The sequence below is a fragment of the Phaeovulum vinaykumarii genome, from assembly GCF_900156695.1.
Lineage (GTDB): Bacteria > Pseudomonadota > Alphaproteobacteria > Rhodobacterales > Rhodobacteraceae > Bieblia_A > Bieblia_A vinaykumarii.
In genome coordinates this window covers 341664-364593 of sequence record NZ_FTOM01000001.1, presented here as the reverse complement: position 1 = coordinate 364593, position 22930 = coordinate 341664, and the positions used below count along the sequence as shown (strand labels likewise).

20 protein-coding genes, 1 CRISPR repeat array and 1 riboswitch (1 of these 22 running past the window's edge) are annotated in these 22930 nt (G+C 70.3%); of the genes, 12 read left to right on the top strand and 8 right to left on the bottom strand.

The annotated features are described in order from the left end of the window. A CRISPR array of direct repeats spans positions 1 to 10; the repeat unit is 31 nt; it reaches 3386 nt to the left of the window's first position. Between the two features lie 79 nt (positions 11 to 89). The 3 genes from thiD to thiM are packed head-to-tail and all read right to left on the bottom strand — an operon-like array spanning position 90 to position 2313. Then, complete coding sequence (thiD, locus tag BW949_RS01740; protein WP_076363193.1) at positions 90 to 902, bottom strand: bifunctional hydroxymethylpyrimidine kinase/phosphomethylpyrimidine kinase; 813 nt, start codon at positions 900 to 902, stop codon at positions 90 to 92. Beyond that, positions 899 to 1507 (bottom strand): thiamine phosphate synthase, encoded by a 609-nt coding sequence (thiE, locus tag BW949_RS01735; RefSeq protein ID WP_097176967.1) that lies wholly within the window; start codon positions 1505 to 1507, stop codon positions 899 to 901. Before thiE ends, thiD begins: the two co-directional genes overlap by 4 nt. Further along, the gene (thiM, locus tag BW949_RS01730) at positions 1507 to 2313 is read right to left on the bottom strand and encodes a hydroxyethylthiazole kinase (protein ID WP_076363191.1); all 807 of its coding nucleotides are present in this window, start codon (positions 2311 to 2313) and stop codon (positions 1507 to 1509) included. Before thiM ends, thiE begins: the two co-directional genes overlap by 1 nt. Positions 2314 to 2384: 71 nt before the next feature. Then, a riboswitch (TPP riboswitch) is annotated at positions 2385 to 2480 on the bottom strand. A 162-nt stretch (positions 2481 to 2642) separates the two neighbouring features. Between thiM and trhA the strand changes: the two genes are divergently transcribed. The 11 genes from trhA (at position 2643) to BW949_RS01675 (ending at position 13692) form a co-directional block, all read left to right on the top strand. Next, positions 2643 to 3308: a PAQR family membrane homeostasis protein TrhA gene (gene trhA / locus BW949_RS01725; RefSeq protein WP_076363190.1), complete on the top strand. Its 666-nt coding sequence runs from the start codon at positions 2643 to 2645 to the stop codon at positions 3306 to 3308. A gap of 634 nt (positions 3309 to 3942) precedes the next feature. Continuing rightward, positions 3943 to 4788 (top strand): ectoine/hydroxyectoine ABC transporter substrate-binding protein EhuB, encoded by an 846-nt coding sequence (gene ehuB, locus BW949_RS01720; RefSeq protein ID WP_076363189.1) that lies wholly within the window; start codon positions 3943 to 3945, stop codon positions 4786 to 4788. Positions 4789 to 4868: 80 nt separating this feature from the next. Further along, entirely contained in the window at positions 4869 to 5534 is a 666-nt protein-coding gene (gene ehuC, locus BW949_RS01715; RefSeq protein ID WP_076363188.1) for an ectoine/hydroxyectoine ABC transporter permease subunit EhuC, read from the top strand. 1 nt (position 5535) lies between these two features. After that, positions 5536 to 6207, top strand: a complete 672-nt coding sequence (gene ehuD, locus BW949_RS01710) for an ectoine/hydroxyectoine ABC transporter permease subunit EhuD (RefSeq protein ID WP_076363187.1) — start codon at positions 5536 to 5538, stop codon at positions 6205 to 6207. Next, on the top strand, positions 6204 to 7025 hold the full coding sequence (gene ehuA / locus BW949_RS01705) for an ectoine/hydroxyectoine ABC transporter ATP-binding protein EhuA (protein ID WP_179747523.1): 822 nt from the start codon (positions 6204 to 6206) through the stop codon (positions 7023 to 7025). The genes ehuD and ehuA overlap by 4 nt, the downstream gene beginning before the upstream one ends. 165 nt (positions 7026 to 7190) lie before the next feature. Beyond that, a complete protein-coding gene (locus BW949_RS01700; RefSeq protein ID WP_076363186.1) occupies positions 7191 to 9032 on the top strand; it encodes a hypothetical protein in 1842 nt (613 codons plus the stop codon). Beyond that, on the top strand, positions 9029 to 9472 hold the full coding sequence (locus BW949_RS01695) for a GtrA family protein (protein WP_076363185.1): 444 nt from the start codon (positions 9029 to 9031) through the stop codon (positions 9470 to 9472). The genes BW949_RS01700 and BW949_RS01695 overlap by 4 nt, the downstream gene beginning before the upstream one ends. Then, on the top strand, positions 9469 to 10374 hold the full coding sequence (locus BW949_RS01690) for a glycosyltransferase family 2 protein (protein ID WP_159440031.1): 906 nt from the start codon (positions 9469 to 9471) through the stop codon (positions 10372 to 10374). Before BW949_RS01695 ends, BW949_RS01690 begins: the two co-directional genes overlap by 4 nt. Beyond that, positions 10371 to 11141 carry an NTP transferase domain-containing protein gene (locus tag BW949_RS01685; RefSeq protein WP_076363184.1) on the top strand — a complete coding sequence of 257 codons (771 nt, stop codon included), beginning with the start codon at positions 10371 to 10373 and terminating at the stop codon, positions 11139 to 11141. Before BW949_RS01690 ends, BW949_RS01685 begins: the two co-directional genes overlap by 4 nt. Then, complete coding sequence (locus tag BW949_RS01680; protein WP_076363183.1) at positions 11138 to 13090, top strand: lysylphosphatidylglycerol synthase domain-containing protein; 1953 nt, start codon at positions 11138 to 11140, stop codon at positions 13088 to 13090. Before BW949_RS01685 ends, BW949_RS01680 begins: the two co-directional genes overlap by 4 nt. Next, on the top strand, positions 13075 to 13692 hold the full coding sequence (locus BW949_RS01675) for an HAD family hydrolase (RefSeq protein ID WP_076363182.1): 618 nt from the start codon (positions 13075 to 13077) through the stop codon (positions 13690 to 13692). Before BW949_RS01680 ends, BW949_RS01675 begins: the two co-directional genes overlap by 16 nt. A 27-nt stretch (positions 13693 to 13719) precedes the next feature. On the opposite strand, the gene BW949_RS01670 is transcribed toward BW949_RS01675, so the two are convergent. The 4 genes from BW949_RS01670 to BW949_RS01655 form a co-directional block, all read right to left on the bottom strand. After that, a complete protein-coding gene (locus tag BW949_RS01670) occupies positions 13720 to 15327 on the bottom strand; it encodes an SLC13 family permease (RefSeq protein WP_083947520.1) in 1608 nt (535 codons plus the stop codon). A gap of 154 nt (positions 15328 to 15481) precedes the next feature. Next, positions 15482 to 17635 (bottom strand): AMP-binding protein, encoded by a 2154-nt coding sequence (locus BW949_RS01665; protein WP_083947519.1) that lies wholly within the window; start codon positions 17633 to 17635, stop codon positions 15482 to 15484. A 247-nt stretch (positions 17636 to 17882) separates the two neighbouring features. Further along, positions 17883 to 18644, bottom strand: coding sequence for a CAF17-like 4Fe-4S cluster assembly/insertion protein YgfZ (gene ygfZ / locus BW949_RS01660; protein ID WP_076363180.1), 762 nt, complete (start codon positions 18642 to 18644; stop codon positions 17883 to 17885). A 143-nt stretch (positions 18645 to 18787) separates the two neighbouring features. Continuing rightward, complete coding sequence (locus tag BW949_RS01655; RefSeq protein WP_076363680.1) at positions 18788 to 20545, bottom strand: ABC transporter ATP-binding protein; 1758 nt, start codon at positions 20543 to 20545, stop codon at positions 18788 to 18790. Positions 20546 to 20868: 323 nt separating this feature from the next. Here BW949_RS01655 and BW949_RS01650 point away from each other — a divergent pair, with 323 nt between their 5' ends. Beyond that, complete coding sequence (locus tag BW949_RS01650; protein WP_076363179.1) at positions 20869 to 22137, top strand: pyridoxal-phosphate-dependent aminotransferase family protein; 1269 nt, start codon at positions 20869 to 20871, stop codon at positions 22135 to 22137. Positions 22138 to 22500: 363 nt separating this feature from the next. Here BW949_RS01650 and BW949_RS01645 read toward each other — a convergent pair whose 3' ends face one another. Next, positions 22501 to 22899 (bottom strand): DUF6858 family protein, encoded by a 399-nt coding sequence (locus tag BW949_RS01645; protein ID WP_076363178.1) that lies wholly within the window; start codon positions 22897 to 22899, stop codon positions 22501 to 22503. Positions 22900 to 22930: the final 31 nt, after the last annotated feature.

Below are 22930 nucleotides of genomic sequence, written 5' to 3'. Positions count from 1 at the left end.
GGAGTGGCCTTTGGGGGCTCCGCGCTCCTGTTTCTTCTGGATCTGGCGCGTGTGGGGATCCTGGGAAGGGGGGGCAGGGGGCGGCTGGATCAGGGGCGGTCGGGCTCGACCGGGGCGCGGGCGTGGAAATGGTGGGTCGGGCCGTGGCCCTGCCCGACCTCGAGCGCGCCGGCCGCGGCGATCGCGCCGGCGATGTAGAGCTTGGCGCGCCGTGCCGCCTCGGGAAGGGGCAGACCGTGCCCGAGGAACGTGGCCAGCGCCGAGGACAGCGTGCAGCCCGTGCCATGTGTCCGGGTCGTCTGGATGCGCGGGCCGGACAGCCAGTGCAGCCCTTGCCGATCGGCCAGCAGATCGGCGCAATCGGAGGCCGGCAGATGCCCGCCCTTGAGCATCACCGCCCCCGGCCCCAGGTCCAGAAGCGCGCGGGCCTGCGCCTCCATCGCGGCGGTGTCGGTGGCTTCGGGCCGGCCCAGCAGATCGGCGGCCTCGGGCAGGTTCGGGGTGATGACGGTGGCCCGGGGCAGCAGCGCGCGCAGCGCGGCCACGGCGCGGGCTTCCAGCAGGCGGTCCCCGCTCTTGGCGACCATGACCGGATCGAGCACGACCGGCGCCGCCAGCCCCTCGAGCGCGCCGGCCACCGCGGCGATCACCTCGGCGCTGCCCAGCATCCCGATCTTGACGGCATCAATGCGGATATCGGCGCGCAGGGCGGCAATCTGGGCGGCCACGAAATCGGGCGGCACCGCGTGAACGCCCTGCACGCCTTGGGTGTTCTGCGCCGTCAGCGCGGCCAGAACGGCCATCGCATAGCCGCCGGTGGCGGAAATGGCCTTGATATCGGCCTGGATACCGGCGCCGCCCGAGGGGTCGGACCCGGCGATGGACAGGATATTGGGGATCATTGGGGGCTCCAGTGGGCAACAAGTCTGCGGGTGGCGGCTTCCATGTCAGGTGCGCGGGTCACCGCGCTGACCACGGCCATGCCGATGGCGCCGGTGGCGCGGATCGCGGCGGCGTCCTCCGGGCCCAGCCCGCCGATGGCATAGGTGGGCAGGCCCGCGGCGGCCACGATCCGCGCCAGACCGGCCAGCCCGATCGGCGCGGCATGGTCCGGTTTGGTCGTGGTGGCGCGGATCGGACCTGCGCCGATGTAGTCGACCCCCGGCGGGATGCGCCGGGCCTGGGCCAGGGTTTCGATCGACAGCCCCAGGATCATGCCGGCAGGCAGTCGGGCGCGGATCGCGGCGGGATCGCCGTCGCCCTGACCGACATGCAGCCCATGCGCGCCGGTGGCCAGCGCCACCTCGACGCGGTCATTCACGATCAGCCGGGCGCCGTGGGCGCTCACCTCGGGCAAAAGCCGCGTCACCAGCGCGGCAAGATCGGCGTCCGAGGCGTGCTTGTCGCGGATCTGCACGCAACGGGCGCCGCCGCGCAGCGCCGCGCGTGCCTGGTCGGGGACCGGGCGCGGGGCGCCGGGATCGGTGATCACATAGACAGGCCCCATCATGCGGCGCTGATCCGTGCGGCGGCGGACAGCTGGTCCGGCGTCATGGCATGAAGCGCATCCAGAAAGGCGATCTGGAACCCGCCGGGGCCGCTGGCGTGCCGTGCGGCGTGCTCGCCTGCGGCGCCATAGTAGGCCAGCGCGGCCAGGGTGGCGGGCAGGGCGGGCCGATCATCCGCCACGAAGGCCGCGATCACCCCGTTCAGTGCGCATCCCAAGGCGGTGACGCGCGTCATCAGCGGATGGCCGTTGGCGACGCGAAAGACCTGCGTGCCGTCGGTGACGTGATCCACCGGCCCCGAGACCGCCACGACCCCGCCGGTCCGCCGCGCCAGATCGCGCGCGGCCTCCAGCGCGGCCTCGACCGGGTCGGCGCTGTCGGCCCCGCGGCCCGTCGCCCCGCCGCCGGCCAGCGCCAGGATCTCGGAGGCATTCCCGCGGATGACGTCGGGCCGCAGGCGCAACAGCCGGTCGCAGACCGCGCGGCGAAAGCGCGTGGCCCCCACGCCCACGGGGTCCAGCACCCAGGGCCGCCCGGCCGCCCGGATCGCCTGTGCGGCCTGTTCCATCGCCTCGGCCCAGATCGGGTCGATCGTGCCGACATTGACCGTCAGCGCCTGGGCCAGGGCCGCGAATTCGGCGACTTCCTCGCGGGCATGCACCATCGCCGGCGAGGCGCCCGCCGCCAGCAGCACATTGGCCATGGTGTTCATGGCCACGAAATTGGTGATGTTGTGCACCAGCGGCGCCTGCGCGCGCATCTGCGCAAGATAGGGCCCGGCTGGGTCGTGTCGGGTGTCTTCCATCCATGTCCTCCGGCCGCGCGGAAAGACCGAAGGAGAGACACCGCCCCCGGATCTTCCCCGATCCGGTCCGGCCTGCGCCCGCCGCGGACTCCCTACGCCAGCATGATCTGGTTCAGGTTCAAAGGGTGCTTCTCAGCCCGGTCGCCCGGACGCCCCTGTCGCGTGACCTTGGTGCGCGCCAAGTGCCCCGCCTGTCAAGAGCCCCGCGCCATGCGGGGGGTGGGGCGGGCCCTTTCATGTGGATTGTGGGGCAGGTGACGCAGCGTCCTGCTTTGATGCGGTGCGATTCTTCTTCAGACTCCGCCGACCCCGAAAGACAGGACGCCCCGATGAGCCTTCCGGCAGACCATCCCCGCCTCAAGAAGCGCCCCTTCACCGCGCCCGAGCTTCTGGCCGACGGCATCGTGCATGCCGTGGCGCTGATCGCGGGGCTTCTGGCCTTCTCGATCCTGCTGGCGCAGGTGCTGTGGCGTCAGGAAACCGATCTCTTCGTCGCGCTGGTGATCTATGCGGCGGGCTATTTCCTGATGTTCGGCTTTTCGCTGGCCTATAACATGATCCCGCCCTCGCCGCTGAAATGGGTGGTGCGGCGCTTCGATCATTCCTCGATCTTCGTGATGATCGCGGGCACCTATACCGCGCTGGTCGTGCATTTCGAAAGCCGGGTCTGGGTGCTGGTGCTGCTGGCCATCGTCTGGAGCGGCGCGGCGCTGGGGGCTGCGGTCAAGATCGCCCTGCCGGGCAAGTTCGACCGGCTGTCGATCCTGGCCTATATCGCGCTGGGGGCGGTGGGGCTGGCCGCGATCGGGCCGGCAATGCATGCGCTGCCGTCGCCCAGCCTGATCCTGGTCGGTCTGGGCGGGCTGACCTATGTCGCGGGGGTCTTCTTCTATCGCTGGCACAGCCTGCATTTCCACAATGCGCTGTGGCATCTGTTCGTGGCGGTGGCGGCGGGGCTGCATTTCGCCGCCGTGTCGGTGGCCGCCGCGGTCTGATCTCCGCCGGCGCCGCGCGGCGGGAGGCTGCCCCCTTTCGTTGCGGAATTCCCCCTTGCGGGGTTGAATGCCGCGCCGATTGCCCGCATGTTTGGATCACCCACTGCGGTGGGGGCCTGCTCCGGCGGGCCTGTGACTGCCTTGCGGGGGCTGCGGTGCCCGCGCCGCCGGTGCGCAAGCCGCGCCGGCATGACCTTTCCGCCTTGGGGCGGATCTTCGGGCGCATGGAGGCCCGACGAGGTGGCGGTCGAAAACAGAATGAAGCGACGGATGCGTCTTGCGGTGCCGAAAGGCCCCCCGAACTTGCGCACCCGCGACGCCGTGCGCGCCCACAGGCGCGCAGGCACGGGCCTGTCACCGGGCCCGCGGCCTTGGCGCGCCTGTCTTTTCCGCCGGGCACCGATCCCTTCGCGCGGGACGGCGGTCGACCGGCGATGGACCCGGACGGGGGGCGACCCGCGTCCGCGTCTTCCGGCATGCGCGAATTTTCATATAAATCATTGTTTTTGCATGAAAATTCACGGAAACGTGACCCGCTGCGGTTGACCCTCCGGGGGGGCGATGTTTGGATGCGCCCGCATTGTCGGAGGTCGGAGGCTTTCGTCACAACGGACTAGAAACCGGGAGATGACGCATGACAACGAAATTCCTGAAAACGCTGATGGGGAGCGCCGCGGCGCTGGCTCTGGGGGCGGTTGCCGCCGCCGCGGGCCCGCTGATGGACCGCATCGAGGCCGGCAAGCCGGTCCGCATCGGCTTTGCCAATGAGGTGCCCTGGGCCTATCCGGGCGAGGACAAGGAGCCCCTGGGCTTCGTGAACGCCTATGTCACGGGCGTGCTGCACGAGATGGGCCATGACCGGATCGAACCCGTGGTCACCGAATGGGGCGGGCTGATCCCCGGCCTCAAGGCGGGGCGGTTCGATATCATCACCGGCGGCATGTATATCCTCAAGGAGCGCTGCGAGAACGTCGCCTTCTCGGAACCCATGGCCAAGGTCAACGACGCGCTGATCGTGGCGCCGGGCAACCCCAAGGGCCTGCACAACATGGAGGACATCGCCGCCACGGGCGCGATCGTCGTGACCGGCGCGGGCTATAACGCGATCAAGGTCGCCAAGGCCGCGGGCGTCCCCGACGATCACATCATGGAGGTTCCCGGCCCGACCGAGATCCTGGCCGCGGTCAAGGCCGGGCGCGCCGATGCGGGCGCCGTGACCTATTTCACCGCGCAGAACCTGGTCAACGAGGCCGGCGGCGCGGTCGATATCTCGGATGTGACCAAGCAGCCCGAGGACGGCGCGAACTGGGTCGGCATCGGCTTCCGCGAGGAGGACGCCGACTTCCTGGCCGCCTTCAACGCCGCGCAGACGGAATATCTGGGCTCGGAGGCGATGATGGAAGCCGTGGCGCCCTATGGCTATGGCGAAGGCGCGCTGCCCGACGACCGGACCACCGAATGGGTCTGCGCCAACCGCTGAGCGGACCCCTGTTCCGGGGCCGCCCCTGCCGCATGCCGGCGGGGGCGGTTCCCTGGCCCTGATCGGAGCGGCAAACCCGCATGTCCTATCTTGAATTCCTGCGCGACTATGGTCCGCGCCTGATCGACGGCACGCTGATGACCGCCGCGCAGTTCGTCTGTGCCAGCGCGCTGGCGATCCTCATCGCGCTGGTGGCCGGGCTGATGAAGCTTGCCCCCAACGCGCTGATCCGCATTCCCGCCGTGGTCTATATCGAGATCTTCCGCGGCACCTCGCTTCTGGTCCAGCTCTACTGGATCTTCTTCGTGCTGCCGCTTTTCGGGATCACGCTGGAGAAGTTCACCGCCGGTTTCGTGGCCGTGGGGATGAACCTTGGCGCCTATGGGGCGGAACTGGTGCGCGGCGGCATCCAGTCGGTGCCGCGCGGTCAATGGGAGGCCGCCTATGCGCTGTCGATGTCGCCCGCGAAGCGGATGTGGCGCATCATCCTGCCCCAGGCGCTGGTCAACATGCTGCCGCCCTGGGGGAACCTGTTGATCGAGCTGCTCAAGGGCACGGCGCTTGTGTCGCTGATCTCGGTCGCGGATCTGATGTTCGAGGCCAAGCAGATCAACGGCTCGACCTTCCTGTCGGCCCAGGCCTTCGGCACTGCGCTGATCCTCTATTACCTGTTCGCCCGCGCGCTGGTGACGCCGTTCATGCGCTGGCTCGAACGGGTGATGGCGCGCCGCATCGGGAGGGCGTGAGATGTTCGACTGGAAATGGGATTTCGCCTTCGAGATCCTGCCGCGGCTTCTGGGGGCCACGCTCAACACGCTGATGGCGGCGGGGGCGGGCTATGCCATCGCGTTGGTGCTGGGTCTTGTCCTGGCGCTGGCGCAGCGCACGCCGGTCCGGCTGCTGACGGCGGTGGTGCGCGAGGGGGTGGAGTTCATCCGCTCGACGCCCCTGGTGCTGCAAATCTTCTTCGTCTTCTATGTCGGCCCGCAATTCGGCCTTCGGCTCAGCCCGTGGACGGCGGGGATGATCGCCATCGGGCTGCATTACGCGGCCTATCTGTCCGAGGTCTATCGCGGCGGCATCGAGGCCGTGCCCAAGGGCCAGTGGGAGGCCTGCACCGCGCTCAGCCTGTCGACCCGCGACACCTATACGCGCATCATCATTCCCCAGGCGCTGCCGCCCGCGCTGGCGGGGATGGGCAATTATCTTGTCGGCATCTTCAAGGACACGCCGATGCTGTCGGTGATCGGGGTGGCCGAATTGATGCACACCGCCAATGCCATCGGCTCCGAACATTACCGCTTCCTGGAACCGATCACGATGGTGGGCGTGATCTTCCTGATGATCTCGCTGCCGGCGGCGGCGCTGGTGCGGCTGTTTGAAACCTGGGTGCGGCGCAAACTGGGGATGATCCGATGAAAGACCTGCATGACCTGTCGCGCTATCCGCTGCGGCTTGAGGGCCCCGACCGGCCGATGGTGTCGTTTCGCAATGTCACCAAGCGCTATGGCGATCTGGTGGTTCTGGACGGGCTGAACCTTGACGTGGCCGAAGGCGAGATGGTGTCGATCATCGGCCCGTCGGGCTCGGGCAAGACCACGGTGCTGCGGATGCTGATGCTCGAACGCATTCAGGGTGGCGTGATCTATGTCGACGGCGCCCCGCTCAGCCACATGGAGCGCGGCGGCAAGCTGGTGCCCGCCAATTCCCGCCATCTGCGCGCCGGGCGCGAACAGATCGGCATGTGCTTTCAGCATTTCAACCTGTTTCCGCACATGACGGCGCTGGGCAATTGCATGGAAGGGCCGGTGCAGGTGCTGGGCCTGTCGAAACAGGCCGCGCGCGAACGCGCCGAGGATCTGCTGGAAATGGTCGGCATGATCGACAAGCGCGACGAACATCCCGCGCGGCTGTCGGGCGGTCAGCAGCAGCGCGTGGCGATCGCGCGGGCGCTGGCGATGCGCCCCAAGGTGCTGCTTCTGGACGAGGTGACCTCGGCGCTCGACCCCGAGGTGATCGGCGAGGTGACCGAGGTCATCAGGAAACTGGTGCAGAAATACCGGCTGACGATCATGATGGTGACCCACCAGATGGGCTTTGCCGCCGATATCTCGGACCGGGTGTGTTTCTTCTACGACGGCCGGATCGAGGAAGAGGGCGCGCCCGCGGATCTGTTCTCGAACCCGCAGAAGGAGCGCACGCAGCAATTCCTGAGCGCGGTGAAATCGGCCGATTGACGCCCACGGCAGACACCACGCCCGCGGGTTGTGGGCCTGGCGCGACGGTCGGGGCATTTCGGCCCTGCCGGGCTTGACCTCGGCGGGGGGCGGGCGCTCTACAGAGGGACGGGTGCGCGCGCGCCCTCGGATCGCGTGCACAGGCGCAGAAGGCGGAGCCCCCCGATGACCCCCCGTGATCTTGGCCGGATCGTCCTTGTGCTCTGTGGCCTCTGGCTGGTCAGCCCGATCCTGTTTGTCTCGCAGCTCGAGGGCTACACCGCCAATATCCTGTCGCTGGCGATGCAGTTCGGCCCCGATGCACCCGCGCGGCTCTTTCCCGATCTGACGCTTGTGGGTGAATATATCCACGACACCCGGATCGGGCTGATCGCGCTTTTTCATGTGCTCGGGCGGCTGACCGGGGCGTCGGGGGGCGCGCTCTTTCACGCGGTGATGCTTGCGGCGCTGATCGGGGTGGTGGCGGCGTCGCTTGCCATCGTGCGGCGCTTCACCTCGGCCGGCTGGACCACGGCCGTTCTGGCGGTCCTCTTGATCCCCGGCGCGCTCGAGACCGCGTTCTTCTTCAACGACAACCTCTTCTCGGCGGCGCTGGCGACGGGGGCGGTGGCGCTGGTGGCCTGGGCGCGCGGGCCTGCGGCCTATGCGCTGGCCGGGGCGCTTCTGGGCTATGCCATCCTCTGCCGCACCGATGCGGTGCTGGTGCTGCCGCTTCTGGCCGGGATGGCCTGGATCACGCTGGAACGCCCCGGCGCGATCGCGCTGCGGGCGGGGGTGTCGGCGGCGGGGCTTCTGGCGGTGCTGGGGCTCTTCTTCCTGTGGACCGGGGTCACGCCGCTCGACGCGGTGCGGGTCGGGTCCGCGCTCGACTTTCCCGCCCCCGAGGCCAAGCGCGCGCTTCAGCCCTATCTGATCCTGGCCTTCCTGGGGTTGCCGGGCTGCATTTTCGCGGCGATGGGCGCCACGCTCTTCTGGCGCGAGACCGGCTGGCCCTTCCGGCTGACCTTCATCCTCTATCCGCTGGCAGCGACCCTGGGGTTTGCGGCCTCGCATTCGGGGCAGGTGCGCCATTTCTACCCGCTGATGATCGCGGTCGCGGCGCTCCATGTCGCTCGGGCGCTGGTCTTCGTGGCCGCGCGGCTGGCCGAGCGCGGGGCACCGCGCGCGATCTGGGGCGGGCTTCTGGCGGTGCTGGCGCTTCTGGCGGTGCTGCCGCCCCTTGGCACCGGCACGATCCGCGACGGCTATCGGCTGATGGACGGGCCGCGCAGCGTGCATACGGGGCGGCTGTGGATGCCGCTTCTGTGGTATCGCTGGCAGGGCGCGCAGAACCGGGCCCTTGCCGGCGCGCAGGATTTCGTGGACGGCCTTGCGGGCGTGCCCTCCAGCACGGTTCTGGTGTCGCATTTCGACGATGTTGCCTATCTGCGGCTGGCGCTTCTCGAGGCGGGCTATCGGATGCGCCCCACGGCGCAGGCGCTGCCCGATTGTGCGCGCTCGGGCGTTCTGGTCTTCGAGAAGGGCGCGGCCCGTGTCGCCGTGATCCTGAGCGAGAACCAGTATCGCCGCCTGCCGCTGGGGGGCGAGGAAACCGCGGCCTTCTTCGTGAACATGGCGCTGACCTGCCCGGATCTGCGCGCGGCCGACCGTCTCTTCCTGACCATGATGGGCCGTCCCGACCGGATGCCGAATGGCGCGCCGCCCTCGGGGATCTTTGCCGGGGTGGTCGCCACGCATCCCGAGACGCGGCGCCAGCGGGTCGATCTTGCGCCCAGCCGGGCGAACCTTCTGGGCAATCCCTTTGACCCGCCGCCCTCGACCCGGCCCGAGCGCGCGATCTGGTCGCGCCAGGTCAACCTGTTCCACGCGATCCCGCTCCGCCCGGCCGAGCTGGACGACATCGCCGCGCGCGCCCGCCTTCTGGCGCCGCAGGGCTTTGGCCATGACGATCTGCGCGCCCATTATGCGCCGATCCGCCGCCCCGCCGCGGGGGAGATGGGCGAATGACGGGTGCGCGCACGTTCCTGCGCAGCTTCCTGCGCTTCGGCGGGCTGTCGGGCGCGGGCTGGCTGGTCGATTTCACCTTGCTGATCGTTCTCGTGCGGGCGGGGGTGGCGCCGGTTGCGGCCAATTTCGTCAGCTCGGCCACGGCTGCGGCGGGGGTCTTCGTGCTCTCGCGCCATCTGGTCTTTGCCGCAGAACATGGCGGGCTGGCGTGGCGCCTTCTGGCCTATCTGCTCTATACGGCCGGGGTCATCACCGCGGCCTCGCTGGCCATCGGGCCGGTGATGGCAGCGCTGGGCGCGGCGGCGGGCGGGCTGGGCGTCGATCTGTCGCCCGGAGCCCTGGCGGCATTGGCCAAGGTGGTCATAACCCCGCCGCAATTGCTGCTGAATTTCCTTGTCGCCCGCATCATGGCCCAATGGCCCCTGAAAGGCGTCCGATGACCGACATGCCCCAACCCGACCAGATCCCGCCCGAGAGCGCCCCACCCGAGACGGCGTCGTCCGACAAGATCCTGGTCTTCGTTCCCTGCTACAATTGCGCCCCCCAGATCGGGCGGGTGCTGGCGCAGTTCACGCCCGAGCAGGGGCGCTGGTTTGCCGAGATCCTGGTTCTGGACAACGGCAGCCGCGACGGCACGCTTGCCGCCGCGCGCGCCGCCGCCCCCGACGCCTGCGTGCCGCGGGTGCGCATTGCGCGCAATCGCACCAACGTCAACCTGGGCGGCTCGCACAAGGCGGCCTTTGCGTATGCCGCAGCCCACGGCTTCAGCCATGTCGCGGTGCTGCACGGCGACGATCAGGGCGCCATCGCCGATCTGATCCCGGTTCTTGCGGCGGGCCGACACCGCCGCCATGACGCATGTCTTGGCGCGCGCTTTGCGCCCGGCGCGCGGCTTCAGGGCTATTCGCGCGTCCGCATCCTGGGCAATCTGGGGATGAACGCGCTCTTCTCGCTGGGGGCGGGGCGGCGCGTGCGCGACCTGGGCTCGGGGCTCAACATCTTTGCCCGGCCGGTCTTTGCCGACATGGACCTGACCCGCGCGGCCGACGATCTGCGCTTCAACATCTTCCTGCTCCTGGGTCTGATCGACCAGCGCCGGGACTTCATCTATTTCCCCATCACCTGGCGCGAGGATGACCAGATCTCGAACGTGCGTCTTGTCTCGCAGGCCTGGGGCACGCTGCGGATCCTGTTCGATCACGTCGCCCGGCGGGGCCATTTCCGGCGCGCCGATCACCGCGCAGAGGTGCCTGACGGCTATGTCTTCGACGTGCTCCACGACATCACGCCGGCGGCAGGACAGGGGGCAGGACACGGGGCAGGGAAGGGGGCGGGCGCATGAGCGGCGGGGTCTCTCTGGTCATGCCGATGGCGGGGCGCGGCTCGCGCTTTGCCAGGGCGGGTGAGACCCGCCCCAAGCCGCTGATCGAGCTCGCTGGCGCGCCCTTCTTCTGGTGGGCCTGCGAAAGTCTGCGCCGCGCGGTCCCGGTCGAGGAGATGGTCTTTGTCGTCCTGGCCGAGCATTGCCGCGATCATGGGATCGACCGGGCGATCCTTTTCCATTACCCGCAGGCGCGGATCGTGGCCCTGCCCGAGGTGACGGCGGGCGCGGCCGAAACCGCGATGCTGGGCGTGAAGGCCCTGCGCAGCCGCGCGCCCCTGGCGATCAACGATTGCGACCACGCCTTTCGCGCGCCCCACATGGGGCGGGCGGTCGAGGAGATGCGCGCAGGCCGGATCGCGGGCGCGCTTCTGGGCTTTGCCTCGCAAGACCCGGCCTATTCCTACATGCGCCTTGATGCGCAAGGCGCGGTCTGCGGCACGGTCGAAAAACAGGTGGTCAGCCCGCACGCCATCGCCGGCTGCTACTGGTTTGCCAGCCCCGACGAGATGCGGGGCCGATACGCCGCCTATCGCGCAAGCTGCTCCTATCCGGAATTGTTCATGTCGGGGCTTTATAACCAGATGCTGGCCGAAGGCGCGCGGATCGGGCGGATCGAGGCCCGGCGCCATGTCTCCTTTGGCACGCCCGAGGAATGCGCGCGCCTTGATCCGGTGCGCTTTGCCGCCGATTTCGGCCCCGCGCCGCGAAAGGCGCCGCCCGCATGAGCGATCCCGCTGTCGTCCCCCCCGCGGTCACCGATCTGACGCTTCTGGCGCTGGCCTCGCTGGTGCTGGTCTGTGCCCATGCCTTGCGTGCGGCGCGCTGGTCGCTGCTGTTTCCCGACGGCAGCCTGGTGCCGCGGTTCAGCTATCTGCTGGGGCTGTCGGCGGGCTATCTGGTCAACACCTTCGTGCCGCTGCGCCTGGGCGAATTGCTGCGCATTGCCGTGGTCAGCCAACGTTCGGGCCACCGGCTGGCGCTGGTCGGCGCGACCGTGGTCGTCGAACGCATCACCGATCTGGTCGCGGTGGCGGCGATCTTTGCGGCCATCGCCCTTCTGGGGGGCGCCGGCGCGCCAGGATGGGGGGGGCCGGCGGCGCTGATCGGGCTGGCCGCGGCGGGCGTGGCGCTGGCGCTGGCGATCCCGCGGGTGATGCGGGTGCGGCGGCTTTTGTGGTCGCTGGCGGGGCTGTTCAACACCCGCATCAGCCTTGGCCTGGCCGATCTCTTCTGGGTGTTCTCCGAACTGATCGCCAGCCGGGTGGTGCTGCGGCTGCCCTATCTGGCCATGAGCGCGGTGATGTGGGCGGCCTATATCCTGTCCTACAACCTCTTTGCCGCGGCGATCGGGCTGGGCTCGGTCAATGCCACGGTGGCGATCCTCAGCGATCCGATGGGATCGCAGATCGACAGCTTTGGCGGCGGCGGCCTCGAGGGGCGGGGCCTGTGGCTGGCAATGAACTATGTCATCTATACCGCCGGCCCGCTGGCCGTGATCCAGGCGATCGGCCTGCTTCTGGACCGGCGCGGGGCGCGGCGGCTTCTGGAGGTGATCCGCCATGCCGGGCGCACCGGCGAGATCGGCCCCGCCGGCCGCGACCGCTTCATGACGCCCGATGTCTATAACCGCTTCCTGAGCGACCTCTTCCGCGGCGCCGATCCGCTGGCCACCCGCTTCTGGCGCGAGGCGCTGGGCGATTGCGTCATGCACCGGTTCTTCAACGGCGGTTCGGATGCGATCACCGCGCTGGTCGAGGTGGACGAACGCCTGGCCATCCGCAAGTTCGCCATCGGCCCCGCGGGCGAGAAGCTGCGCGCCCAGGCCGATTGGCTGCGCGCGCATGAAGGCGGGCCGCTGCCGCTGGTGCGCGTGGCCGGTGCGCGCCAGTCGGGCGATGTCCAATGCTATGACATGCCCTTTGTCGTGCCAGCCAACGACTTCTTCGACGTGATCCACACCCGCGACCACGCCCATTCCGCCGCGCTCCTGCGCCAGGTGATCGACGGGATCGAGGCCTTCCACGCCGCCCATCCCGGCCCGCCGGCCGAGGATCGCGTGATCGAGGCCTATCTGGACGCCAAGGCCCGGGCCAATGCGCAGACGATCCTGGCCTTTGTCCGCACCGAGATCCGCGGCGAGAGCCTCGAGATCAACGGCCGGAGGTTCGATCTGGCGCGGTTCGAGACGCTGACCGACCGGGGCTGGCTGCGCGCCCAGATCCGCTCGCGCCGCACCGCCGTGATCCATGGCGATCTGACGATCGAGAACATCATCATCGCCCCGCAGGAGGACGCGGGCCTCTATGTCATCGACCCCAATCCCGACAACATCTTCAACACGCCCCTGATCGACTGGGCCAAGCTGATGCAATCGCTGCATCTGGGCTATGAGACGCTCAACCGCGGGCTGGATTGCACGCTGGACGGGGCGGGGGCGATCCGGGTGCATGCCACGCGCTCGCATGCCTATTCGCGCCTGCATGACACGCTGGTGGAGGAATTCACCACCCGCCACGGCCCCGAGACCCTGCGCGAGCTTTATTTCCACGAGATCGTCAATTACCTGCGCCTGACCACCTACAAGATCCGGCAGGACCGGCTGCGCGGGCTGGGCTTTTTCGCCTGCACGATGATGATCCTTGATGAATATCTGGAACGATGGGACACGAACTGAGCCCCCTTCAGGCGCTTCTGGTCGATCTTGACGGCACGCTGGTCGAGACCGCCGCGGCCAATCACGCGGCCTATGCCCAGGCGCTGGCCGAAGAGGGGGTGCAGGTCGCGCGCGCGGATTTCGACGCGGTGGCCGCGGGGCGCAACTGGCGCCAGTTCCTGCCCGCGCTTCTGGGCGCCAAGGCCGCCCGCGCCCCCGATGTCGCGGCGCGCAAGGCGGCCCTTTATGGCGCCTATATGGGGCTGACCGTGCCCAATGCGGCGCTGATCCGGCTGATCGGGCATTTCCGGGCCGATGGCGCGGGCAAGGTGGCGCTGGTCTCGACCGCCTCGCGCGCCAATATCGAGCGGATCCTCGGCCATCACGGGCTGGCCGATCTGTTCGATTTGGTGGTGTCGGGCAATGATGTCACCCGCCACAAGCCCGACCCCGAGGCCTATCATCTGGCCGCGGCGCGGCTGGGGGTGCGCCCCGCGCAATGCCTGATCTTCGAGGATTCCGAGATCGGGCTGGCCGCGGCGGCGGCCTTTGGCGCGCCCTGCCTGCGCACGCTGGCACCCGCGGCGCCCCCTTCTGTCGTGCCCAGCTCCGTCTCGGACTGAGGCGCGCAGGTCGGGGCGGGCGCGGTCTCAGCCGCCGGCCGGCAGGAGTCCCCAGGCGCCCATCCCGACCACCGCCGCCGCGATCAGCACCAGCGCCACCGCGCTCAGCCGCCAGCCCGCGCGCGCCATCTCGGGCACGCTCAGATGGCCGCTGGCAAAGACGATGGCATTGGGCGGTGTCGCCACCGGCAGCATGAATGCGCACGAGGCCGCCAGCGCCACCGGCAACGTCAGCATCAGCGGTGCCATGTCCAGCGTGACCGCCAGCGCGCTGGCCAGCGGGATCAGCGTCGCCGCCGTGGCGGTGTTCGAGGTGACATGGCTCAGCGTCATCGCGCCCGCCGCCACCGCCACCACCAGAAGCCAGCCGGGCCAGGCCGCCAGCCCCGCCATCGCCCCCGACAGATCGGCGGCCAGGCCGCTGGTGCCGATCGCCTCGCCCAGCGACAGCCCGCCGCCGACCAGGACCAGCACCCCCCAGGGCAGGCGCGCGGTGTCTTCCCAGGTCAGGAGCGCGCGTCCGCTGCCCCCGCCCGCGGGCAGAAGGAACAGCACCAGCGCCCCGATCATGGCAATGGCCGGGTCCGACAGCGCGATCCCCGGCAGGGCTGCGTCAAGCGCGGGGCGGAACACCCAGGCCAGCGCCACCGCGACGAACACCACCGCCACGCCCGCTTCGGCCTGTCGCATCGGCCCCAGGGCGGCGCGGCGCGACGCGATCAGCGCGCCGATGCCCGCCACGCCTTGCCGCGGCACCCGGAAGGCGGCACGGCAGAGCACCCACCACGCCGCAACCAGAAGCACCAGCGCCACCGGCAAGGCCACCGCCATCCAGTCGAGAAAGCCCACCTCAAGGCCCCAGCGGTCGGCCATGAAGGCCGCCAGCAGCGCGTTGGGCGGGCTGCCGATCAGCGTGGCCATGCCGCCGATATTGGCGCCGAAGGCGATCCCCAGCATCAGCGCCGCCCCGGTGTGATGGCCCGAGTTGGTGCCGCTGTGATCGGAGGGGGCATCGCGGTCGCTTTCGACCATGCGCAGCACCGACAGCCCGATCGGCAGCATCAGCGCGGCGGTTGCGGTGTTCGACACCCACATGCTCAGCCCCGCCGCGGCCAGCATGAACCCGCCCACCAGCCGGTCGGGACGCTGCCCGGCCAGCCCCAGGATCACCAGCGCGATCCTCTGGTGCAGGTTCCAGCGCTGGATCGCCTCGGCGATCAGGAAGCCGCCCAGGAACAGGAAGATCAGCGGATTGGCATAGGGGGCCGCGGCCTCGTGCAGGCTGGCTGCCCCCATCACCGGCAAGAGGGCCACCGGCAAAAGCGCCGTGGCCGCGATGGGCAGGGCTTCGGTCACCCACCACAGCGCCATGAGCCCGGTCAGCGCCGCGACCTGCCAGGCGGTGCGCTCCATCCCCGCGGGCGGGCCGATCCAGAGCATGCCCGCAAAGAGCGCCGCCCCGAGAACCAGCCCGATCCGCCGCCGCGACAGGCTGGAGGTGCGCCGCGGCGGATCGGTCCGGCGCGGCGAAGCCGGCGGGGCGGTCTGGGGGGCGGTCGGGGGGGGCGTCGCGGGGCCAGAGGAGCCGGGGCCAGAGGTGCCGGGATCTGAGGGTCCGGGATCGGGGCTTTGCATGGTGTCGTGCCTGGGGTCCGGGGCGATTGGGGGCGGTTCTCGTCAATCTAGGGCCCCGAGATGTCGTTGGCACGACCCTGCGGCGTCTGGCCTCCCCCCTCCCCGTCTGGGCCTCCCGTCTGGCCCCCCCCGTCTGGCCTCTCCCTCCGGCGCGTCAGGACGCCTGCGCCTGCGCGACCTCGGTCAGGCGGCGGGTGAGTTCGGGGTAATTCGTCTTGCCCGAGGCCAGAAGCGGGATCTCGTCCAGCGCCACGATCTCGGCGGGCAGCAGCAATTCGCCCAGGCCCTCGGCGCGCGCGCGCTCCTGAAGGGCGGCGCGCCGGGGCTGCGTGCCCACCACGGCCAGAACGATCCGCTCGCCCTTGCGGGCATCGGGCAGCGCGATCGCCGCGACCGAGGCCTCGGGCCAGGTCTGTGCGGCCAGCCGTTCGACCGCCGCCAGCGACACCATCTCGCCGCCGATCTTGGCGAACCGCTTGATCCGCCCTTCCAGCGTGACAAAGCCGTCGGGCGTGATCGAGACCGCGTCGCCGGTGTCATACCAGCCGTCGGTCAGGGGCTCGAGCACGCCGGGACGATCGGCGCGCATGTAGCCCAGCATCACGTTGGGGCCGCGCACCCAGAGCCGCGCGCCGGGGATGCCGGGCACCTGTTCGAGCCGCGTCTCGATGCCGGGCAGGAACTGCCCCACGGTGCCGAAACGGTCGCAGGTGGGGGTGTTGAGCGCCAGCACCGGCGCGGCTTCGGTGGCGCCATAGCCTTCGATGATGCGCACGCCGAAGCGGTCGATCCACAGTGTCCGGGTCGAGGGCTTGACCGGCTCGGCCCCGGCGATGGCCGCGCGCACCGAGGCGAAATCATGCGGATCGGCGCGCCGGCCCCAACCGGCAAGAAAGGTGTCGGTGCCGAAGATGATCGTGGCCTGATGCGCATAGGCCAGTTCGGGAATGACCTTGTAATGCAGCGGCGTGGGGTAGATCAGCGTGCGCGCTCCGCAGACCAGCGGGAAGAGAAGGCCCCCCGTCAGCCCCAGCGCATGAAAGAGCGGCAGCGCCGTCAGCACCCGGTCGGCGGGCGCGACATCGGTGCGCGCGCGCAGCTGCGCCACATTGGCCAGAAGGTTGGCGTGGCTGAGCAGCACCGCCTTGGGCGCGCCTTCCGTGCCCGAGGTGAACAGCACCACCGCCGGGGTTTCGCGCGGGATCCGGCGCTGGCGCAGCGACGCAAGGGCGGCCAGAAGGCGGCGCCCGGTGCCGATCTCGGCGCGCAGATCCTCGGTCCAGATCAGCTCGATCCCGTCTTCCTCGAAGCGGCGGATCATCGGCCCCAGATCGGCCTGTTCGACGAAGGCGCGGCTGCTCAGAACCCGGCGGATACCGGCCACGCCCAGCGCCCCGCGCGCCGGTCCCGGCCCCAGCGTGGGATTGAGAAGCGCCGGCACCCGCCCCTCGCGCCAGAGCGCGCAGAGCACGGCCGGAACGGTGGCCACGCCCGGCAGCAGCACGCCCACGATCTCGGCGGGGTCGGTGCGCCGGCGCAGCCGTTCGCCCAGCGCCGCGGCGGCGATGAAGATGCGCCGGAAGGTCAGCGCGTTGCCCAGCGGGTCTTCGATGACCCGCAGCCCCCCGCCCAGTCGCCGCGCGGTTTCCGCCAGCACCGCCGGCACGCTCGACCAGCGGCTGAGCGCGCGGAAGCGCGTCTCCTCGAGCAGGTCGCCCAGCACGTTGCCGGTGGCGCCCTGGCTCTCGCCCTCGGCAGCCAGTGGCCGGGGGGCGCCGATCTCGACATGCACCCGCGGGCGCCAGCGCCGGGGCTGGCCCGCCTTTTCGGGCGACCAGACCGACAGTTCGGTCCCCTCGAGATGGACGGGCACCACCGGCGCGCGGGTCGAACGCACCAGCTTGGCGGCCTCGGGATAGACCTTCATCAGCGCGCCGTGGCGCGACATGCGGGCCTCGGGAAAGACGATGGCGCTTTCGCCGGCGCGCACGCGGTGCAGGAAGTCGCGCAGCTGATGGGGGTCGTTCACGTCCAGCCGCTCGACCCCGGCGCGGCGCCACAGCCAGCCGGCGATCCCGTGCTGGGGCGGGTGGGCATGCATCGCCACCAGACAGCGCCGCCCGGCCAGAAGCGCGATCAGGGGCGCGTCGATCAGGCTGAGATGGTTGGCCACGAAGACCACGGGCCCGTCGGACGGGGGCGGCCAGGCGCCGCCGTGCCTGACGCGGAACCACGTCTTGACGGCGATGGCCAGCCAGGCCGGCGGGGGCGTATGCGAAACGGTCATTGTCACGGCAGAAGCGATCATGATCTCGGCATGAAAACGCTAACATGCGGAAATCGGGGCGTCTGCACAAAAAATTTACCGTTTGGGCGCGGCGCTGTCCGGGCAGGGGCGGCGCTGCACTGCGGCGCCGGGGGCCGGACGCCGGCCGGCGCGGATTGCCCGCCGCGGGGCCCGGTCTTGCCGCGCTGCGGCGCGCTGGCCCCCATTGCTGGCCCCTTTGCCGTGGGGCCCGTGCGACGCTCTGCCACGCGGGCGGGGGCCTTGGGGGTCAGGCCGGATCGGGGCCAAGCGTGATGCGGGCGCCGCCTGCGTGCAGATCCTCGGCGGCGTGGTCCAGGCGCAGCATCGCCAGCCCCGCCTGGCCCGAAACGGTGGTCAGCCGCCCGACCTCGCGGCCCGCGCCCGTCTCGATGGCGGTGCCGGGGGCGGGGGGCGTGCCCGCGATCGCAACCCGCACCAGCCCGCGCTTCAGTTCGGTCTTGTGCTTCATCCGCGCGGTGACCTCCTGGCCGACATAGCAGCCCTTGCGGAAATCGACGCCGTGCAGGCGTTCGAACCCGGCCTCGAGGATATAGCTCTCGTTCGGGATCAGCTCGACCAGCGTCGCGGGCACGACATGGGCCACCCGCAGCGCGTCCCAGTCGATGCCGTCCGGCTGCGGCGGCAGGTCGGTGCCATAGAGCCGCCAGCCCATGCCGGGGTGGCGCGGATCGCTCAGCGCGCCGTCCGGGGCGGGGCCGGTGCCGCAGATCACGCCTTCGGGGCTGGGGGCGATGGTGACATCGGCGCGCAGCTTGTACATCGACAGCCGCCGCACCAGATCCTGTTCCAGCCGCGCATCCACGTCGATCAGCGCCCCGTCCGGGCGGCCGATCACGAAGAAATCGGCCAGATACTTGCCCTGCGGGGTCAGCAGCGCGGTGTGGACGGCGCTGCGGTCGAGGTGGCGCAGGTCATTGCTGACCAGCCCCTGGAGGAAGGGGATCACGTCGGCGCCGGTCAGGCTCAGGATGCTGCGAGGCTCGGTCATGCTCAGGCCCTCCGTTTCAGGGTGATGATGGGGCGGGACGCCCCCTTGGGAAAGGGGGCGCGCCGAAAAAACCGCCTCTCGCCCCGGCATTTCCCCGATGCGGCAGGGATGCGGCCGGGGGGCCGCCGGTGCTGCGCATCGCGTCAGTCGGTGAACTGCATCCGGCAGAGCGCGGCATAGGTGCCGTCGCGGCGCATCAGGTCGTCATGCGTGCCTTCCTCGACCACCCGGCCGTGATCGAGCACGATGATCTTGTCGGCGCCGCGCACCGTGGCCAGACGATGCGCGATCACCAGCGTGGTGCGTCCGCGCGCGGCGGTCTCGAGCGCGGCCTGAACCTCGGCCTCGGAGGCGGCATCGAGCGCCGAGGTCGCCTCGTCGAGCAGCAGGACCGGCGCGTCGCGCAGGATCGCGCGCGCGATCGCCACGCGCTGGCGCTGCCCGCCCGAAAGGGCCGCACCGCGCGGCCCGGCCGGGGTCTCGATGCCGCGCGGCAGCATCGGCAGGAAGCCCGTGACATGCGCGGCCTCGAGCGCGCGGGCCAGCTTTTCGGGGGGCACGTCCTGGCGCCCCAGAAGGATGTTCTCGGCGATGGTCTCGTCAAAGAGCGCGGTTTCCTGCGCGACCAGCGCGAACAGCCCGCGCAGATCGGCCAGGCGCAGCGCACGCACATCGACGCCGCCCACCGTGACCGCGCCCTGATCGGGATCGACCATGCGCGTCAGCAGGTTGAAGACCGTGCTCTTGCCCGCACCCGAAGGCCCGACGATGGCGGTGGTCTGGCCCGGTGCGGCGGTGAAATCCAGCCCGCGCAGGACCGGCGTGCCGTCATAGGCCAGATGCACGCCCGACAGCCGGATCTCGGGGGCGCCGGCGGGGGGCGTGCGCGGCTGGGCCGGGTCGCGGATCGTGGGCGCGGTGTCGAGAAGGCGATAGATCCGCTCGAGGCTGGCCGCGGCGGTCTGCCAGGTGCCCGACAGCCCGCCCAGGCGGCGCAGCGGCTGGAAGGCCAGCGCCATCGCCGCGAAGAAGGACATGAATTCCCCCACCGAGCGCGTGCCCGCGATGATGTCGCCCGAGGCCAGCATCAGCACCCCGAAGAAGCCCAGCCCCGTCACCACGTCGATCAGCGCCGGGATCGCCGCGGCCGAAGCGGCGGTCTTGATCTGGGTGACGCGGATCGCATCGACGATGCGAGCGAAGCGGTCGGTCTGATAGGCTTCCATCCGGTTCAGCCGCACCGAGGCGATGCCGTGCAGCACCTCGTCCAGGCGGGTGGCGCGCTGGCCCGATTGCTCGCGCATGGCCGAGGTCTTGCGCCGGATATAGCGTTGCACCAGCGCCGTGGGCACGATCAGCGCCGGCGCCCCCACCACCGCGGTCAGCGTCCAGACCGGGTCGATGCTGACCGCGACCGAGGCCAGCGCCACCAGCGAGATCGTGTCGCGCCCGGCGCCGGTGATGAACACCCGCCACACGCCCTGAACCGCCATCGTGTCGCCCTGCACGCGTTCGATCAGCGCGCCGGGCGGGTTGCGCAGGAAAAAGGCCGCATCGAGCGTCAGCAGGTGGCGGAACAGATCCACCTGCATCGCCGTCGAAGACCCCAGCGAGATCCGCGTCAGCAGCGTCTGATAGCCGATCGAGGTGCCCGCGCGGATGACGAACAGCATCAGGATCGCGCCGCCCACCAGCCAGACGAAGCCATGGTTGCCGCCCGCGAAGACCTTGTCGAAGAGCGGCTGGAGCAGATAGCTCAGCGCGCCCAGCGTCGAGCCCTCGATCGCCATGAACAGCCCGGCCAGGATCATCCAGCCCAGCTGTGCATGCAGATAGTCGCGCCACAGACGGCGCAGAAGCGGCCACGAGTCGTAATCCGCCGCGCGGCCCGTTCCGGGGATGCTCAGCACGGGCTCGGGGGGCGTGCCCCGGTTCTTGTCGGCGGGGGCGTCGGTGGCTTTGGGCGGCGTCGGGTCGGTCACGGGGAAGGGGCCCTCATGTCGCGCCGCGCGCGGAAGGGGCGCGGCCTTGCGGGTGGCGTCGGGGATAGCGGCTTGCCCCTTCGCGTGCAAGCGTGCCGCGGCGGGCCTTCTTGCGCGCGCGGCATCCGGGCCATGCGGCGGGCCCCTTGCACGCGGCCCCGTGCACGCGGCCCCTTGCACGCGGCGTTGACCCGCCCGCGCGCGGGGCTTAGCCAGAACCATAGTTTGATGGAGTCCCCCCGATGAGCCTTGCCTACGGACGCCCCTATCTTGCCATCCCCGGCCCCTCGACCATGCCCGACCGGGTGCTGGCGGCGATGCACCGCCCCGCGCCCAACATCTATGCCGGCGAGATCGTGGACATGCTGGCCGGGATCAAGCCCGACCTGCGGCGGGTGGCGCGCACCACGCAGAACGTGGCGATCTATATCGCCAACGGCCACGGCACCTGGGAGGCGGCGAATGCCAACCTCTTCTCGCGCGGGGATCGGGCGCTGGTTCTGGCGACGGGGCGCTTCGGGCTCGGCTGGGCCGAATCGGCCCGTGCGATGGGGGTGGATGTCGAGGTGATCGACTTCGGCCTGTCGCACCCCGCCGACCCCGCCCGCCTTGAGGCCGCCTTGCGCGCCGACACCGACCGGCGCATCCGCGCGGTCCTGGTCAGCCATGTCGACACCGCGACCTCGATCCGCAACGACATTCCCGCCCTGCGCGCGGCGATGGATGCGGCGGGCCACCCCGCGCTTCTGGCGGTCGATGCGATTGCCTCGCTGGGTTGCGACGTGATGGAGATGGATCTCTGGGGCGTCGACGTGCTGGTCTCGGCCAGCCAGAAAGGGCTGATGGTGCCGCCGGGGCTGGGCTTTCTGTGGATCTCGGACCGGGCGCTGGCGGCCTGTCACGGGTCGGATCTGCGCACGCCCTATTGGGATTGGGAGCGGCGCGTGGGCGCCGCCGAATTCTGGCAGAACTTCTGCGGCACGGCGCCGACGCACCACCTGTTCGGCCTGCGCGAATCGCTGACGATGATCCTGGACGAAGAGGGGATCGAGGCCGTCTGGGCCCGCCATGCGCGCCTGTCCGCCGCCGTCTGGGCCGCCTTCGAGACCTGGGGCATCGCCGGGGCGGGGGCGGGCTGCGACATCGCGCTGAACGTGGCCGACCGGCGTTATCGGGCGGCTTCGGTCACCGCGGCGCGGATCGGGGGCGGCGGCGCCGAGCGGCTGCGCGCCTGGTGCGAGGCCGAGGCCGGCGTGACGCTGGGCATCGGTCTGGGCATGGCCGAGCCCCGCAGCCCCGCCTTCGGGGATTTCCTGCGCGTGGCGCATATGGGCCATGTCAGCGCGCATATGACGCTGGGCGTTCTGTCGGTGATGGAGGCAGGGCTTCAGGCGCTGGGCATCACCCATGGGGCGGGGGGGCTGGCCGCGGCCGCCGCCGAAATCGCGCGCGGCGGGCAGGTGGGCGGTCAGGCGGGCGGGCAGGCGGGCGGGGGGCAGGCGGCGGAATAGACGCCCGCGCAGGGCGCGCGCCCGCCTCGTTCGGGGGGGCATCGTCCCGCGCGCCCTGCCACGTCATTCACAAAAAAAGGCGGTGGTGCACCGGAGGGCATGCACCACCGCCGTGAAGACGACGCGTCGGGCCTTTCATCTTGCGTGACCCTGAGCCTGCCACGTGAAAGCGCCCCGCCCCGTCATCTTGCGTAATCGTCATCTCGTGTCGCGGGGCGGCTGTGGACGCCCCGACGAAGCCTCGCCCCCCGCGCGCCGGATCCCGGTCCGGGCGCAGGGGAAAGGTCCGGCGGCCCGAGCTTGGGCCTTCGGGCCGCCGGCTGGCCCCGGCCCGCCCCTCGGGCCGGAGACGGGGCCGATCGGTCAGCTTGCGGCGCGGTCGGCCAGGGCCTTGCACCAGGCTTCCATCTCGGTCGTCGCCAGCTCCATCGGCGGCTCGAGGAAGCTGATGTGGAAGTGATCGCCCATGTCCGCCACGCCGATCGAGCGCGGACGCACCGCCAGCACATGCGGATTGGGCAGCTTGATCCCGAAGCAGAAGACGATGTTCTTGGCCGCCGCGATCGTGGGGGCGATCTCGCCGCCGATGGCGGTGGTGTGGGCGTGATGGTCGAAGGTGGCGATGAAGGCGACCTTGGGATGGGCGTCGATCCGGGCTTTCAGCGCCGCGATCACCGCGTCGACATCACCCAGCGAGGTTTCCGATTTCGGCAGTTCCAGTTCGAAAACCGGGTATTTTTCCATCAGAAGGCTTTGTTTCACGGCTGTCTCCGGCTCAAATCATGTATCATGA

Bases quoted from the DNA above. Each gene is read 5' to 3' on its own strand.
- BW949_RS01675 (WP_076363182.1), top strand. From the start codon at position 13,075: ATGGGACACGAACTGAGCCCCCTTCAGGCGCTTCTGGTCGATCTTGAC.
- ygfZ (WP_076363180.1), bottom strand. From the start codon at position 18,644: ATGACCGAGCCTCGCAGCATCCTGAGCCTGACCGGCGCCGACGTGATC.
- BW949_RS01680 (WP_076363183.1), top strand. From the start codon at position 11,138: ATGAGCGATCCCGCTGTCGTCCCCCCCGCGGTCACCGATCTGACGCTT.
- ehuD (WP_076363187.1), top strand. From the start codon at position 5,536: ATGTTCGACTGGAAATGGGATTTCGCCTTCGAGATCCTGCCGCGGCTT.
- BW949_RS01690 (WP_159440031.1), top strand. From the start codon at position 9,469: ATGACCGACATGCCCCAACCCGACCAGATCCCGCCCGAGAGCGCCCCA.
- ehuB (WP_076363189.1), top strand. From the start codon at position 3,943: ATGACAACGAAATTCCTGAAAACGCTGATGGGGAGCGCCGCGGCGCTG.
- BW949_RS01685 (WP_076363184.1), top strand. From the start codon at position 10,371: ATGAGCGGCGGGGTCTCTCTGGTCATGCCGATGGCGGGGCGCGGCTCG.
- BW949_RS01700 (WP_076363186.1), top strand. From the start codon at position 7,191: ATGACCCCCCGTGATCTTGGCCGGATCGTCCTTGTGCTCTGTGGCCTC.
- trhA (WP_076363190.1), top strand. From the start codon at position 2,643: ATGAGCCTTCCGGCAGACCATCCCCGCCTCAAGAAGCGCCCCTTCACC.
- ehuA (WP_179747523.1), top strand. From the start codon at position 6,204: ATGAAAGACCTGCATGACCTGTCGCGCTATCCGCTGCGGCTTGAGGGC.
- BW949_RS01650 (WP_076363179.1), top strand. From the start codon at position 20,869: ATGAGCCTTGCCTACGGACGCCCCTATCTTGCCATCCCCGGCCCCTCG.
- ehuC (WP_076363188.1), top strand. From the start codon at position 4,869: ATGTCCTATCTTGAATTCCTGCGCGACTATGGTCCGCGCCTGATCGAC.
- thiE (WP_097176967.1), bottom strand. From the start codon at position 1,507: ATGGGGCCTGTCTATGTGATCACCGATCCCGGCGCCCCGCGCCCGGTC.
- thiD (WP_076363193.1), bottom strand. From the start codon at position 902: ATGATCCCCAATATCCTGTCCATCGCCGGGTCCGACCCCTCGGGCGGC.
- BW949_RS01670 (WP_083947520.1), bottom strand. From the start codon at position 15,327: ATGCAAAGCCCCGATCCCGGACCCTCAGATCCCGGCACCTCTGGCCCC.
- BW949_RS01695 (WP_076363185.1), top strand. From the start codon at position 9,029: ATGACGGGTGCGCGCACGTTCCTGCGCAGCTTCCTGCGCTTCGGCGGG.
- BW949_RS01665 (WP_083947519.1), bottom strand. From the start codon at position 17,635: ATGATCGCTTCTGCCGTGACAATGACCGTTTCGCATACGCCCCCGCCG.
- thiM (WP_076363191.1), bottom strand. From the start codon at position 2,313: ATGGAAGACACCCGACACGACCCAGCCGGGCCCTATCTTGCGCAGATG.